General features: G+C 62.8%; 17 protein-coding genes. 10 read left to right on the top strand and 7 right to left on the bottom strand.

Annotated elements, in window-relative coordinates:
• Positions 1–40: 40 nt before the first annotated feature.
• Both ABCW43_RS17290 and ABCW43_RS17285 read right to left on the bottom strand, forming a co-directional pair.
• Positions 41–289 carry a WGR domain-containing protein gene (locus ABCW43_RS17290; RefSeq protein WP_345926618.1) on the bottom strand — a complete coding sequence of 83 codons (249 nt, stop codon included), beginning with the start codon at positions 287–289 and terminating at the stop codon, positions 41–43.
• A gap of 85 nt (positions 290–374) precedes the next feature.
• Positions 375–1,130, bottom strand: a complete 756-nt coding sequence (locus tag ABCW43_RS17285; protein WP_345926616.1) for an IclR family transcriptional regulator — start codon at positions 1,128–1,130, stop codon at positions 375–377.
• Between the two features lie 206 nt (positions 1,131–1,336).
• Here ABCW43_RS17285 and ABCW43_RS17280 point away from each other — a divergent pair, with 206 nt between their 5' ends.
• The 4 genes from ABCW43_RS17280 to ABCW43_RS17265 all read left to right on the top strand — a co-directional run bounded on the left by ABCW43_RS17280 (position 1,337) and on the right by ABCW43_RS17265 (position 4,566).
• Positions 1,337–2,044: a 3-oxoacid CoA-transferase subunit A gene (locus tag ABCW43_RS17280; RefSeq protein ID WP_345926614.1), complete on the top strand. Its 708-nt coding sequence runs from the start codon at positions 1,337–1,339 to the stop codon at positions 2,042–2,044.
• Positions 2,041–2,730, top strand: coding sequence for a CoA transferase subunit B (locus tag ABCW43_RS17275; RefSeq protein ID WP_345926612.1), 690 nt, complete (start codon positions 2,041–2,043; stop codon positions 2,728–2,730). Before ABCW43_RS17280 ends, ABCW43_RS17275 begins: the two co-directional genes overlap by 4 nt.
• An 11-nt stretch (positions 2,731–2,741) precedes the next feature.
• Positions 2,742–3,947, top strand: coding sequence for a 3-oxoadipyl-CoA thiolase (gene pcaF / locus ABCW43_RS17270; RefSeq protein WP_345926610.1), 1,206 nt, complete (start codon positions 2,742–2,744; stop codon positions 3,945–3,947).
• A 151-nt stretch (positions 3,948–4,098) separates the two neighbouring features.
• Complete coding sequence (locus tag ABCW43_RS17265; protein ID WP_345926608.1) at positions 4,099–4,566, top strand: group III truncated hemoglobin; 468 nt, start codon at positions 4,099–4,101, stop codon at positions 4,564–4,566.
• Positions 4,567–4,590: 24 nt separating this feature from the next.
• Here ABCW43_RS17265 and recX read toward each other — a convergent pair whose 3' ends face one another.
• The 3 genes from recX to ABCW43_RS17250 all read right to left on the bottom strand — a co-directional run bounded on the left by recX (position 4,591) and on the right by ABCW43_RS17250 (position 7,609).
• Positions 4,591–5,145, bottom strand: a complete 555-nt coding sequence (gene recX / locus ABCW43_RS17260) for a recombination regulator RecX (RefSeq protein ID WP_345926606.1) — start codon at positions 5,143–5,145, stop codon at positions 4,591–4,593.
• Between the two features lie 105 nt (positions 5,146–5,250).
• On the bottom strand, positions 5,251–5,973 hold the full coding sequence (locus ABCW43_RS17255; protein ID WP_345926605.1) for a L,D-transpeptidase: 723 nt from the start codon (positions 5,971–5,973) through the stop codon (positions 5,251–5,253).
• Between the two features lie 121 nt (positions 5,974–6,094).
• Positions 6,095–7,609 carry a S10 family peptidase gene (locus ABCW43_RS17250; protein ID WP_345926929.1) on the bottom strand — a complete coding sequence of 505 codons (1,515 nt, stop codon included), beginning with the start codon at positions 7,607–7,609 and terminating at the stop codon, positions 6,095–6,097.
• Positions 7,610–7,888: 279 nt separating this feature from the next.
• Here ABCW43_RS17250 and ABCW43_RS17245 point away from each other — a divergent pair, with 279 nt between their 5' ends.
• From ABCW43_RS17245 to ABCW43_RS17220, 6 genes are all read left to right on the top strand, one after another.
• A complete protein-coding gene (locus tag ABCW43_RS17245) occupies positions 7,889–8,797 on the top strand; it encodes a DUF1403 family protein (protein WP_345926603.1) in 909 nt (302 codons plus the stop codon).
• Positions 8,798–8,799: 2 nt separating this feature from the next.
• The gene (gene scpB / locus ABCW43_RS17240) at positions 8,800–9,444 is read left to right on the top strand and encodes an SMC-Scp complex subunit ScpB (RefSeq protein ID WP_345926601.1); all 645 of its coding nucleotides are present in this window, start codon (positions 8,800–8,802) and stop codon (positions 9,442–9,444) included.
• A gap of 76 nt (positions 9,445–9,520) precedes the next feature.
• Positions 9,521–9,889, top strand: coding sequence for an antitoxin Xre/MbcA/ParS toxin-binding domain-containing protein (locus ABCW43_RS17235; protein WP_345926599.1), 369 nt, complete (start codon positions 9,521–9,523; stop codon positions 9,887–9,889).
• A complete protein-coding gene (locus ABCW43_RS17230) occupies positions 9,882–10,385 on the top strand; it encodes an RES family NAD+ phosphorylase (protein WP_345926597.1) in 504 nt (167 codons plus the stop codon). The genes ABCW43_RS17235 and ABCW43_RS17230 overlap by 8 nt, the downstream gene beginning before the upstream one ends.
• 180 nt (positions 10,386–10,565) lie before the next feature.
• A complete protein-coding gene (locus tag ABCW43_RS17225) occupies positions 10,566–12,272 on the top strand; it encodes a sensor histidine kinase (protein WP_345926595.1) in 1,707 nt (568 codons plus the stop codon).
• Between the two features lie 11 nt (positions 12,273–12,283).
• Positions 12,284–12,685: a response regulator gene (locus ABCW43_RS17220; protein WP_040123958.1), complete on the top strand. Its 402-nt coding sequence runs from the start codon at positions 12,284–12,286 to the stop codon at positions 12,683–12,685.
• A 187-nt stretch (positions 12,686–12,872) separates the two neighbouring features.
• On the opposite strand, the gene ABCW43_RS17215 is transcribed toward ABCW43_RS17220, so the two are convergent.
• On the bottom strand, positions 12,873–13,352 hold the full coding sequence (locus ABCW43_RS17215) for a MarR family winged helix-turn-helix transcriptional regulator (RefSeq protein WP_345926592.1): 480 nt from the start codon (positions 13,350–13,352) through the stop codon (positions 12,873–12,875).
• A 98-nt stretch (positions 13,353–13,450) separates the two neighbouring features.
• The gene (locus tag ABCW43_RS17210; RefSeq protein ID WP_345926590.1) at positions 13,451–14,257 is read right to left on the bottom strand and encodes an IclR family transcriptional regulator; all 807 of its coding nucleotides are present in this window, start codon (positions 14,255–14,257) and stop codon (positions 13,451–13,453) included.
• Positions 14,258–14,348: the final 91 nt, after the last annotated feature.

Here is a 14,348-nt window from a genome sequence, read left to right as displayed (position 1 = left end):
GGCAATGCAACAAGCGGGTGCTGCCCTAAGTCGAGAACTGTCAGCCGGCCTCCGCCCCCTGCCGATAACCGCGCCTCACCTTGCTGCGGGCAAGCGCTACAAGCCGGTGCTCCGCCTCCAGCCGCGAGCCAAACAGATCTATGCGGAAACGGCCCTTGGTACCGATACGGCCCCAATTGCGGGTGAGCGCCGCGCCGTCGAAAAGGTCCGGTTCGACGGTGAGCACATAGAATCGGGCCATGTTGCGGGCGGGGTCGCGGCGGGTGAGGAGAAGCGGTTCGCTGGTCATGCCGGCAGAATCGCAAGTCTGGATTCTGCCGTCCAACGACATGATTGAATCGATCCGGCCGGATCGATTCACGGCGCTGATGGGTTCAGCGCAGCAGGGATTTCAGGAGCCTCGCGACGCCCTTCAGCGGTTCCAGATAACGCTCGGCCATCTCGGCCGCGGGCACGCTTGCCGCCGGTGCGCCGATATTGATCGCGGCCACCACCCGGCCGCGATCATTTTCCAGCGGCACGGCAATCGAACAGAGGCCGAGTTCCAGCTCCTGGTCGATGACGGCAAAGCCCTTTTCGCGGACGCGGGCAAGCTCTTCCATCAGCCGGGCAGGGTCGGTGAGGGTGCGCGGCGTGAAGGATCTGAGGTTGGTCTGCTTGAGAAGCGCACGGGCCTCATCCTCGGGCATGGCCGCCAGCAGCACGCGGCCCATCGAGGCGCAATAGGCGGGGAGGCGGCTGCCGGGCATCAGGTTGATCGACATCACCCGCTTCTGCGAAGCGCGGGCGATATAAACGACCTCGGTGCCGTCGAGCACGCTTGCGGATGCACTCTGGTGAACCTCCTCGGCGAGCTTGTCGAGGAAAGGCTGGACGATATGGGGCAGGGGGGTGGCGGAGAGATAGGCATGGCCGAGCCGCAGGATCTTCGGCGTCAGCACGAAGAATTTTCCGTCATAATCGGCATAACCGAGTTCGGCCAAGGTGAGCAGGCAGCGGCGGGCCGTCGCCCGGTCGAGCCCGGTCGCCTTCGCCACATCGGCGATCGCCAGCCGCGGCGTCGTCTCGCCGAAAGCCTCGATTACCTTCAGTCCTCGAGCGAAACCGCTGACAAAATCCGTTTCCTGCATGGTCTCTCCCGAACCGGCCCCTTCGAGGCAATGTGTGACGGCGAGGATGTGCCCATCTCCGCATCATTGGTTCGCACAATATGTGCGATATGTGAACAAATGTCAATTATCGCACATATGGCTTGCTGTCTATCCCGTGCTGATCTATCTCTTCCCCTGAGGCACGGCGGTTACCTCCGCCGACTATAGCGAAGGAGATATCCCGTATGGACAAGACAATCGGGAGCACGGCGGAAGCCGTCTCCGAGATCGGTGATGGCGCGACCATCATGATCGGCGGTTTTGGCGGGTCGGGGGCGCCGATCGAGCTGATTCATGCCCTGATCGACAAGGGAATCAGGGACTTGACGGTCATCAACAACAATGCCGGCAACGGTCGCATCGGCATTGCGGCGATGATCGACGCAGGCATGGTCAGGAAGATGATCTGCTCGTTCCCGAAATCGTCGGACCCCCGTGCCTTTACCGACCGCTATCTCGCGGGTCAGATCGAGCTCGAACTGGTGCCGCAAGGCACGCTTGCCGAGCGCATCCGCGCCGGCGGTGCCGGCATCCCCGCCTTCTACACGCCGACCGCTTACGGCACCGAACTTGCCAATGGCAAGGTGATCGCCGAGTTCGACGGTCGCCATTATGTGCAGGAGCGCTGGCTGAAGGCGGATTTCGCCATCGTCAAGGCGCAACTCGGCGATCCATTGGGCAACCTCACCTACAACAAGGCCGGCCGCAACTTTAACCCGCTGATGTGCATGGCTGCCGCCAAGACGATCGTGCAGGTGTCGAAGATCGTGCCCCCAGGTGGCATCGATCCCGAGCATGTCGTCACGCCCGGCATCTTCATCGACCGCGTCGTCGAGGTTCCGAACCCGCAACAGGAAGAAGTACTTATTCGCGCTGGAGTGGCTTACGTATGACCCTCAACACCCGAGAAGACATCAAGCTTTCCAACGCCCAGATCGCCTGGCGCGCCGCGCAGGATATTCAGGACGGCGCCTATGTGAACCTCGGCATCGGCTTTCCGGAAATGGTGGCGCGCTACCAGCCGCCGGGCCGCGAAGCGATCTTCCACACTGAAAACGGCATCCTGAATTTCGGCGAAGCCCCGGCCGAAGGCGAAGAGGACTGGGATCTGATCAATGCCGGCAAGAAGGCCGTGACGCTGAAACCGGGCGCCGCGTTCTTCCACCATGCCGACAGCTTTGCCATGGTGCGCGGCGGCCATCTCGACGTCGCCATATTGGGCGCGCTGCAGGTGGCCCAGAACGGCGACCTCGCCAACTGGCGTGTCGGCTCCAAGGGTGTGCCGGCGGTCGGTGGCGCCATGGACCTCGTGCACGGCGCCAAGCAGGTCTGCGTCATCACCGAGCACGTCACCAAGAACGGCGACCCGAAATTAGTTGAAGCTTGTACCTTTCCGCTGACCGGCGTTGCCTGTATCACTCGGGTCTATACGAGCCATGCCGTCATCGACATCGTCGAGAAGCATTTCGTCCTGCGCGAAAAGCTGGCCGATATGACAGTCGAAGAACTGCAGGCCATGACCGGCGCGCGCCTCCATATCGATGGCCCTGTTGCCGATCTTGTCGTGCCGAAACTGTAAGAGAGAAGATCATGACCGAAGCCTATATCTGCGATTATGTCCGCACCCCGATCGGCCGTTTCGGCGGCTCGCTCTCCTCCGTTCGTGCCGACGACCTCGGCGCCATCCCGTTGAAAGCGCTGATGGAGCGTAATGCTTCCGTCGATTGGGAAGCCGTCGCCGACGTCATCTACGGCTGCGCCAACCAGGCCGGCGAAGACAACCGCAACGTCGCCCGCATGTCGGCTCTGCTTGCCGGCCTGCCGGTCTCGCTCGGAGGCACCACGATGAACCGCCTCTGCGGTTCGGGCATGGATGCGGTCATCACCGCCGCCCGCGCCATCAAGGCCGGCGAGGCCGAACTGATGATCGCCGGCGGTGTCGAAAGCATGTCCAGAGCGCCCTTCGTGATGCCGAAGGCCGAAACCGCATTCTCGCGCAATGCCGAGATCTACGACACGACGATCGGCTGGCGTTTCATCAACCCGCTGATGAAGAAGCAATACGGCGTCGATTCCATGCCGGAAACCGGCGACAACGTGGCGATCGACTACAAGGTCTCCCGCGAGGACCAGGACGCATTTGCCGTGCGCAGCCAGGCGAAGGCCTCGGCGGCTCAGGAGAACGGTCGTCTCGCCAAGGAAATCACCTCGGTGACCATTCCGCAGCGCAAAGGCGACCCGGTGGTCGTTTCGAAAGACGAACATCCGCGCGCGACCAACATGGAAGCGCTCGCCAAGCTCAAGGTGCTCAACAAGATCGAGGGCGCCACGGTCACCGCAGGCAACGCTTCGGGTGTCAACGACGGCGCCGCGGCCCTGATCATTGCTTCGGAGGCGGCTGCGAAAAAATATGGCCTGACCCCGATCGCCCGCATCATGGGCGGCGCCACGGCCGGCGTTCCGCCGCGCATCATGGGCATCGGTCCGGCTCCGGCCACCCAGAAGCTCTGCGCCCGTCTCGGCATCTCGCCGAAGGATTTCGACGTGGTCGAGCTCAACGAAGCCTTCGCTAGCCAGGGCATCGCCGTTTTGCGTGAACTCGGCCTCCAGGAAGACGCCGAATATATCAACCCGAATGGTGGCGCGATCGCGCTCGGCCACCCGCTCGGCATGTCCGGCGCCCGCATTTCCGGCACGGCGGCGCTCGAACTGTCGCTGCGCAAGGGCAGATACGCGCTTGCCACGATGTGCATCGGCGTCGGGCAGGGCATCGCGGTCGCGTTGGAGCGGGTTTGATCTGGAAATCCTCCTCTCCAACATGAGAGGGGGATCTTCCCGTTGAACAGACACTTGTCAGATCGTCGCAACTGGCTGTTGGACCTTGGTCCCGGTATCCGCAAAGCCTATATAGGACGAGCGCAAATTCAGCGGAACCCAAGGTCTTGAGATGAGCGACGAATTGCAGGGGCGCGCGGCGCATATCGCGGCGATCCGGGAACGCGCGGAAGCGGAAATGAAGGCGATCGGCATCGACGATGCCTTCATCGGCAAGCTGGTCGATACGTTTTATGGCCGTATTCTGGCGCATCCGGAACTGGGACCTGTCTTCGACGCACGGCTTTCCGGACGCTGGCCGGAACATATGGCGAAGATGAAAAGCTTCTGGTCCTCCGTCGCCTTCCGCAACGGCGCCTATGGCGGAAAGCCGGTGCAGGCGCATGCCGGCGTAGCCAACATGACGCCGGAGCTTTTCCCGAAATGGCTGGACCTGTTTGCCGCGACGCTGGAAGACATTGCTCCGACCCAGGAGGCGAAAGCCTGGTTCATGGCGACTGCGGAGCGCATCGCGCGGAGCCTGACGCTCTCGCTCTTCTACAATCCGGCGCTTGACGATCCTGCCCTCAAACAGGCCTGACGGCAGGCCACAGGTCGATCGAACCTAGAGGTGGCGGCCTGCATCCAGCGCTTCCTCGGCCTCATCCAGCGACATTTCGAAGATTTTCTTGCCGATATCGAAGCTGAACCCGGCTCTGGCGAAGGCGGAAAGTTCCTTCGCCTTGCGTTTTTCGTCGAGTTCGCTCTTGCGAAACGGCCCGAAGGCGCGCTTGCGGGCCAGGATGAGAGCCGCATGGAGATCATCCGCCTCGGCTATGGCGGCCGCGACGGTGACGCTCGCTATGCCCTTCTGCGACAATTTCTGGGCAATGGCCCGCCTCGACCTGCCGCCGCGCATGCCCGAGCGGGTGCTGATTGCGGCAAAGGCCTCATCATCCAGTGCCTTGTTGTCATAGGCGAATTTCACGGCGAACTCGGCGAGCGCCCTGACCTGAACCTCGCCGATATCCTCGAATTTCTGGCGTGCCTTGCGCGCTATGGCGTCGAAGAGCTGCTTTTCCGTGTGCATCCGCCGCTCGATGCGATAGATCGTCGAATTGCGCGCCCAGGACAGCATGCGCGGCGTCGGCGCATCGGATTGCGGCGTCTCCTCGTCCAAATCCAGTTCGGGCCTCCAACCTCTTTTCCCGCACTTCCGGCGATGCGGCGCCGAACTGTTTACATCATGCAGCGGCGACGAAACAACATCGTCGCAGTTGCCGTGTCATACCGCAGGAACGGCCTTCAGCACATCCTGATGCACGACGATCCGGGCGTGATAGGGGACGCGCGTATAGAGATCCATGACATCCTGATTGACGAGGCGCACGCAACCCGACGACGTCGCCTTGCCGATCGAGGCCCATTCCGGCGAGCCGTGCAGGCGGTAGAGCGTGTCCTGGCCGTTCTGGAAGATGTAGAGAGCGCGGGCTCCGAGCGGGTTCTTGATACCCGGATCCATGCCGCCGTTCTCGATGGAAAACTTCTTGAGGCTCGGCTGGCGCGCGACCATCTCGTTCGGCGGCTTCCAGCGGGGCCAGGGCTGCCGCCAGTGGATGACGCCTTCGCCCTGCCAGGCAAAGCCGTCCTTGCCGATGCCGACGCCGTAGCGCATCGCGGTGCCGCCGGGTTCGACCACGTAGAGGAAACGGCCGGGTGTATCGACGACCACCGTGCCCGGCAGTTCGCCGGTCGGATCGACCACGCGCTGGCGATAATATTTCGGGTCGATCTGCTTGTAGGGGATCGCCGGCAGGAGGTGGCCGCTGTCCTCGACGGCGGCGTATCGGGCCTGCAATTCCGCTTCGCTCGGGGGCTCGATCGGGCGGCGGGCCATTTCCGGGACCGGCGCCCGTTCGGCGGTGGTGGCGCAGCCGGCAAGCGTCGCGGTCATCGAGACGGAGCCGATAACGAAGGCGCGCCGCGACATCTGGTATTCGCTGGTCATGGACCGAAAAAACTTTCTGAAAATCAACGTATATGAGCTAGTAGCGGTTTCGGGCCCAGACCAGCAAGGCGGCGGCGCATCACATCACGGTGACCTTGCCGTCATCAATCAGCTGGCGATTTCAATCCGTTGCCTTGGCCTCGTAGAACGCCCTGACGTCCCCCGCAAAATTCCTGCGCGAATCCGGCCTGGTGTAGAACATGTGTCCGCCGCGATAGACCTTGAGCTCGGCGCGGCCGGCGGCGAGGTCGGGCGGCAGGTGGTCGATGACGTAGCGGCTGGCGCCGTAAGGCGTCAGCGCGTCACTGTAGCCGTGGGCGATCATCAGCTTGAAGGACGGGATGACCGAGAGCAGGTCGCGGATATCGGTGCTGGCGCTGGCGAGCGAGCGCGAGTCGCCGCCGCGGCTGCCGTTCCATTCCCAGCGGCGGTTCACCTCCTCGTTCAGCAGCGAATAGGACATTTCGGTCGCAAACCCGAGTTCGTTGCGGGCATAGGCGGCAAAGGCGGCGCCGTAGGCGCGCGTGTAACCTTCGAGGATCGGGTCGTCGTTGCGGGTAGAGGCATCTTCCGGATAGGCATCTGGTACCGCATAGGCAGCGTCGTAGGGGCTGACGATCTTTCCCGGTCCTCCCATCTGCTTGGCATAGACGTCGCCGACGAAACCGCGGGTGCGGGCGACGACGTCCTTCGGAATGCCGGTGAGTTCAGAAAGCCGGCCATAGAACCCATCGGCCGTCGGACCGGTCGGGGAGGGGCCGGCGAGCCCGACGAGATAATCGCCGATCGCGAAACGTTCGACATCGGCAAGCTTCTCCGGCGTGAACTGGTTGCGGCGCTCCAGCTCTGCCGCTGCGAGCGAGGGAAGCTGCAGCGCCGCACTCAAGGGGTCGTCCGAATTGGCGAGGAACCGGCCTTCGACCAGCGGCGACAGCATGATGATACCGGAAGCCAGCATCCCCTGACTGTTCTTCAGGGACACGGCGACCTTGGCGGCGCGAAAACCGCCATAACTCTCGCCGAGCAGGTATTTCGGCGCATCGAGCCGGTTGTTCTTCTGGACGTAGAGCGCGATCGCCTTGGACAGGCTGTCGGCATCCTGCCGCACGCTGTAATAGGTGCCGGCCGCATCATTGCTGGCGGCGCGGCTCCAGCCGGTACCGACGGGATCGACCAGTACGAGATCGGTGAAAGCGAGCCAGCTTTCGGGGTTGTCCCTCAGCCGGGGCGTCGTGCCGTTGTCGCCGGTCGCGCCGAATTCCAGGATTTTCGGGCCGACCAGGCCGAGATGCAGATAGGCGGAGGCGGCTCCCGGGCCGCCGTTGAAGGCGAAGGTGAGCGGCCTGCCGGGTGCCCGGTTCTTGGCGATATAGGCGGTATAGAAGATCTTTGCGGAGCGGTTGCCGTCCTGGCCGAACAGATCGAGCGTGCCGGCCGTGGCGATGTAGGGTAGATCGCCGGAAGGTCCCTTGAAGACATGTTCGGTGGTGGAATCCGCCGGGATCAGGCTGAATATGCCACCACCGGCGCTCTGCTCCACTTGGCGGCCACGCTCGCGGTTCTCGTCACCACCGCGCTGTTGCTGTGCCAGAACTGGCGCTGAAAGGGCAAGGACTACGGCGAGAGATGCAATCATCCGGTGAAACGACAAACTGAAATCCTCCTTGGCCAGCTGCACCCTATGTAGGGCGGCGCGGCGATCCGCAAAACTCAACTCCTATTGATCGACAGCGGTAGGGGCACGTTTGCCGATTTCAGCGTTTTCGAGGCGGTGCCCGCAAACCGCAAATAATCGTGTAAATCCGCCGATCGACGGTGCGGATTGCTGGGTGATCGATGGCCATAAGCGCACATAGCATTTACGCTCACCGCCATGATTCCCAAGGCCGTAATACAGAAAACGCCGTTTCAGCCCATGCCGGCAGCTCGCTGGGCAGGTCCCCAGACCTTTGCCGCGGACACCGCGGATGCGGCATTCATGGCGGGGGGCGCGCTTTATCCGCTCGATCAGATCGTGCGGGCCGAACCTGACTGGGCCGGCGCTTGGCGCCAGCGGCTGGCGCTGAAATGCGCGTCGGCAGCGGTGCGGCTTGCGGGGCGTTCGGAGGACGAGGCAGGGCTGCGCGACGCGTGGCTGTTGCGCAAGCCGGGGGACGATCCCGGCCCTGCCGGGCAGATCCTTTCCGCCTGGAAGCGGCTTGGCTCTCGTTCAACCGCGCTCGATGCGGAGGCGCTGCAGGTGACGGCCGGCATGCTCGGCATCAAATGGGATGAGCCGCTGGCAACGCTCGCGCAGACGTTTGACGACCTCGGCCTCAGCGGATCAGCCGCACCTTTCGCGGCCGCGGCGATCATCCGCGAGACACACACGATCCGTCCGGATGCCGAAGCGCTTGGCTGGTGGCTCGCCGATCTCCTCCTGGCGCAGAAGCTGCGGTGGCCCGTGCCGGTGCCGCTGTTGATGAGCCAGCGCTTTTCTTCGGTGTTCCGCGCAGACGGCGGGCGCGGCCGCATCCGGCCCGGAGAAGAAGGGTTCGATCGGGCGATCTGCCTGGCTCTCGTGCATGCCGCGACCGAAGCCGGCCGGCTGGCGGCGGAGATTGCCCGGCGCGCCGAGCGGCTTACCTTCGTCACGCCGAAGCTGCGTGCGAAAGGGGCGGAGGACGGGCTGCGCCTGCTGCTCACCGAAGACGCCGTTTCAGGCTCGCTGCAAACGCCGAACCTTTCTCGTTTCGCATCGCGCCGGCTGTTCGAGCGGCTGCAGCAGCTGGAAGCGGTGCGCGAGCTTTCCGGCCGCCCCACCTTCCGTATCTACGGGCTCTGAACATGGCGAAGCGGGCGCGGCAAATCGTCATCGACAAGGAGCTTCTCCACCTGACGCAGGAGGAGCGGCATCGCCGGTGGGCGGCACGGGTGGAGGCGGTGATCTTTGCCTCTTCCGAGCCCGTCACCCGGAAAGTGCTGGAGCGCGTCGTCGGAGAGGACTGCGATATCGACGCGATCATCGAGGAGATCCGCGAGGCACTCGGCGGCCGGCCTTATGAACTCGTCGAGGTCGCCGGCGGCTGGCAGCATCGCACCCGGCCGGAGTTTGCCGATGTCATCCATGCCTCCGGCGCCGCCAACGCGCCGCCGGCGGAGCTGACCGATCACCAGGCGCTGGTGCTGATGACGATCGGTTATTTCCAGCCGGTGACGCGCGCCGAGATCTCGAAGATTTTCGGGCGCGAGGTGAGCCGTGATACGATCGCCACGCTCCGGCAGCTCGGCTTCCTTGCCTCAGGCCCGCGCAGTCCGACGCCCGGTGCGCCCTATACCTATATCACCACGCCGGCCTTCCTCACCGCCTTCGGCTTCGACACGTTGCGCGACCTGCCGGATACGGAAATGCTGGAGGATGCCGGGCTGCTGAGCCGCACGCTGCCCGTCGACGATTTCGTCGAGCCGGAACTGGAAGACGACGAAGATTAACGGCAGTGCTTGAAATGCGCGGGAATTGAGCTCATATTGAGCAATAGATGATCAAAACTGGATCAGGACTGTTCTCATGGCTCATGCTTTTGAAATCGGCGCCGCCGCTTTCCGTGAACCCCAGTCCGCGCTTCTATCGGCGCGGCGGGTGTCCGATCTGCTGGGCTTGACGCAGGCGGAACTGGCGAAGCTTATCGGCGTCGCCCGCAACACGCTGACGGCCAAGAGCGGCGCCCGCAAGGTTGATCTGGCGCTCTCCCCCGTCGTTCGCATCCTGGCGATGGCGAGCGAGATGGCCGGCGACGAAAACCGCGCGGCGATCTGGTTCAAGCACCAGCCGATCCCGGGCTGGGCCGGCAAGACGGCTTACGACCTTGTCGGCGAAGGCAAGGCCGACAAGGTGCTCGCCTATCTGGAGGCGGTGCGCTCCGGCGTTTATGCCTGAACCGATAATCCTCTGGCGTGCTTACGTGCCGCGCTGGGCGCATGCGCCGCTTTCCGGCGACGGCGCTGCCCGTTTCGGCGGGCGCTGGAACCCGGTCGGCGCGGCGACGATCTATGCCGCGCGCGAGCTTTCCACCGCCTGGGCAGAGTACAATCAGGGTTTCGTCCAGCACCCGGCCCTGATCGCACAGCTTCGGCTGGACGGCGCCCGGCTGGCGGATTTGACTAGCGTGGAGGCTCTGGCCCGCCTTGGTGTTGACGAGGCGATCCATCGCTGTGAATGGCGCGCTGATCTCGACACCGGGCGGTTGCCGTCAACGCATCTCCTCAGGGAGAAGCTGCTCCAGGAGGGCCGCGACGGGGTTATCTATCCATCCTTCATGTCGCCGGGCGGAACCTGTATCGCCCTCTGGCGCTGGAACGGCAAAGACCAACCGAAGCTCACGATCACGGATCCCGACGGCCGATTGCCGAAAAACCCGGCTTCCTGGCTATAGCTGGGAAAGCGGCGTAGTCTCTTTCTCCGAATGAAATCGATCCGATCGCAGCAGGAAAACCACCGCCGCGCAATGTCACACCCTTGGCTGTATGGAAAGTACTCCGTTCAACCTTGGCATTCAAAATTTAGCGGAATGTAATGTTTTGGATGCATGATGCGCCGAGAGAAGGCGGTGCATATGCAGCAGAACATCCGTATCACATCGCACGTCACGATCGTGCTGACATTGCTGACGGCCCTGACAGTGATGCTTCTCGCCGGCTTCATGTGGCTTGCCTCGGCGAAGGTGGACGATCTCGCCTTGATCCGCCAGAAGGGCTATGTCGAACAGGGCCTCGATGAGCAGGTGAAAGCCGTGCAGCATGAACTGGAAAGCGTCACGGTGTGGAACGACGCGGTCCTGCTTGTTGCCAAAGATGATCACCCATGGATTGCCGACAATATCGGTACATGGATGCACAAATATTTCAGCCATGACCGCACCTATCTGTTCAACGAGCGGGACGAGCTGGTCTTCGCCATGCGGGACGGCGAGGATATTACGGCCCTGACCTTTCTCGACGATGAAAGGGCTGCGGCTGCCTTGCGGGAAGACATCCGCGCGATGCTTCACAAACGGATCGCAGTCGGCGATTCCAACTCCCCGGTGCTTGCCGAGATTTTCGCGGAGAAGATCCTTTCGATAGCCGGCCGGCCGGCTGTCGTCAGCGCAAGGCCGGTCGTCCCGAGCAGCGACCAGGTCTCGCTGGATGCGGGCAAGGAATTCATCGTGGTCGCCGTAAGATTTCTGGACGCCAGCGCGGTCGAGAAAATCGCTCGTTACGCGCGGATCGAGACGCTGCATTTTACCGCCGACGCGGCCGAATCGACTGCGGCCATTCCGGTCATCGCCACAGACGGATCGACGCTTGGATATATGGCTTGGCAGCCGATCCGGCCGGGCCTGATGCTCATCGAGCAGATCGCTCCGGTCGGCTTTGCGGGCATCATCGTGGCGATGGGCGTGGTGATCTTCCTGGGCCGCGGCTTGCGCAAAACAACCCTCGACCTGTCCGAGAGCCGTCTGGCACTGATGCGTCATCGCGACCAGCTCGAAGAGAGCGTCAGGCTGCGGACGGCGGAAATCGAGCGCCAGCGGGAGGAACTGGACAGGCTTTTGGCGCAGGAGCGGCATGTGAACGCCCTGCAGCGTCAGTTCGTCACGATGGCTTCTCATGAATTCCGCACCCCGCTTGCCATCATCGACGCCGCAGCGCAGCGCCTGTCGCGCACGAAAACCAACCAGACGCCCGAGTATGTAGAGGAGAAGTCGGCCCAGATCCGCGCCGCCGTGCTGCGCATGGTCGATCTGATGGAGAGCATCCTGTCGGCGGGCCGGCTGGAGACCGGCAAGACGACGCTGAAGCCGGAACGTCTCTCGCTGGCGGAAATCATCGAATCCTGCTGCGCTCGGCAGATGGACGTTCGCAAATCCCACAGGATTCACCGGGACCTTTCGCATCTGCCGCAGACGATCCTTGCCGATCGCACCACGATCGAACAGGTCTTCACCAACCTGCTTTCGAATGCCGTCAAATATGCCCCCCAGGCGCCGGACATCCATATCCGGACCTCGACGAAAAACGGCATGTCCTATGTGTCGATCCAGGATGCCGGCATCGGCATGGATGCCGAGGACCTGCCGAAGCTTTTTCAGCCCTATTACCGGGCCCGCAGCGCGACCGGGATTGCCGGCACCGGCATCGGCCTCAACCTTGTCAAGCAGATCGTCGACCTGCATGGCGGTTCGATTTCGGTCGAGAGCGTGCTCGGCCGGGGAACAACATTCACGGTGGCGCTCCCGAACAAGGGGCCGCTCGCAAATCTCATCAAACGTGCAGCTTAGGGAATAGCAGGATGATTACCGTATTATGCATCGACGACGAAGCGGATATCCGTCAGCTCATCGTTGAGGAACTGACGGACGCCGGGTTCGCAACTCTGGAGGCCGCCAACGGGCAGGAGGGGCTGGAGGCAATTCTGTCGTACTGGCCGGACATCGTCATCTGCGACATTTCGATGCCCGTCATGGACGGTCATCAGCTCCTGGCAGAAATCCAGATGAACCACGCCGAGCTCTTCAACATTCCCTTCATCCTGCTATCGGCCTTGACCGACAAGGACAATGTGTTGACGGGTCTGCGGGCAGGTGCGGCGGACTATCTGACAAAGCCGATCGATTTCGATCTTCTGCTGGCAAAGCTCGCCGGCTGCATCGCCCGCCTCGAAAACGACCGGGCCGTCGGCCGGGCACTTTGATCTCAGGGCAGGGCGTCGGCCCCCCTTTCCGGTTATGTCGGGCCAATCGTTGGCAATGTATTGTCAGCTATGGATGTTACGTTCCACATCGCCCCCGCCAACGTTCGGCCGGCTTGGTGCACTGGTCTTGAACGCCGGCATCGATACCCCGCCGGCCGCCTGCTTCCAGGATCAGCGGTGATCCTTCTCAATCGCCCTTGGAGGGTTCGTCGCGCTCGCGAAGATTGCGGGCGACGAGCCGACAAAGGTCGCGCAGCTGCTGGTAGCATTCCTGGGGCAGGAACGAAAACACTTCCCGTTCGACAGCGTCGGCGGCCGCATCGCAGGCCTTGATCATCCGCTTGCCTTCGGTCGTCAGGCTCATGCGCAGGATGCGGCGGTTGGCCGGGTCTTCCTTCCTAGTGATGAGATTGCGGCGTTGCAGCCCGCCGATCAGCTCGTTCATCGTCTGCGGCGTCACGAAGAAACGACGCGAGAGTTCGGCCGAGGAAAGGCCGTCGCGGCTGCCGATCACGCTCAGGACCGTATACTGAATACCGGTCATCTGCAGTGCCGACAGCGCCGCCTCCAGCCGGCTGCGCACGGCGTGATTCGCCTGGTTCAGGAAGTAGATTGCCCGGGGTTGCTGCATCACCCAGTCGCTGGTGCTTGCTTCTTCGGGCTTCATGTCTTCAGCCATTACGATGCGGCGACCTTCTTCAAAACGGTTATATGAGCGGGGTAGCGGAGAAAATGCAGCCGCACAAGTCGCGTTGCACGAAACCCTCAACTTCCTGAAGCACCGAGCCGCATCGACAGGGATCTGGCGGCGCGTAGCGTGGCGGTCAGCGGCGCGCCGGAAGGTGCAATATCGAAGCCATCCTGGCGGCCGAGCACGGTAATGACCGCTTTCAGGTGCGCGCGGTGATCGAAGACGGGAGCGGCAACGGCGGAGAAGTCAGGCACCGTGGCTGGAAGCGTTGCGGCATAACCTTCGCGGCGGACATCCGCGAGTTCGGTTATGAAACGCGCGGCCGCGGCTTCCCCTTCGCCATCCTTGTACATCATGGCGCGCAGGTGATGTTCCCACTCGGTATTCGGCAGGTTGGCCATGAAGACCCGGCCGGTCGCAGTCGGCCACAGGCGCACCAGCGACCCGACCTTGATTTCGTAGACACTGTCGGACCGGCCTTCAATCTTGTCGACCACGACAGGCGCATCGCCGTTCCACACCGCCAGCGTCACCGTCTCGCCGAGCTCGGCGGCAAGCTGCGAGATCGCCGCGCGGGCAAGGCTGAGAAAATCGGTACGCGAGAGCGAGGCTAGGCCGAGCTGCAGCGCAGAATCGCCGAGATCGTAAAGGCCGGAAAGCCGGTCCTGAGCGACGAAACCGGTGCGCACCAGGCTGACGAGGTAACCATGAGTCATGCTCGGCGTCATGCCGGCGGCAACCGCGATATCATTCAGCCGCATGGCGCGGCCGGTGTGCTGGATCGCCGTCAGCACCTTGAGGCCTTTTTCAAGCGACTGGATACCGGCGCCCTTGATCTCCGGGCCCTTGCCCGCCGCTTTCCGTTTGACCGACGCGTCCATGACCTCTCCGCTTGACGTCCTCATCCATCTTTATACAATATAACTGAATAATTTCAAGAATATTGAAATTGGTGCGAAGGATAAGGAGGAG

This window comes from Neorhizobium tunisiense, from assembly GCF_039631515.1.
Classification (GTDB): Bacteria; Pseudomonadota; Alphaproteobacteria; order Rhizobiales; family Rhizobiaceae; genus Neorhizobium.
Note: the sequence above shows the minus strand (reverse complement) of the source record. Positions and strands in the feature narration are given on the sequence as shown.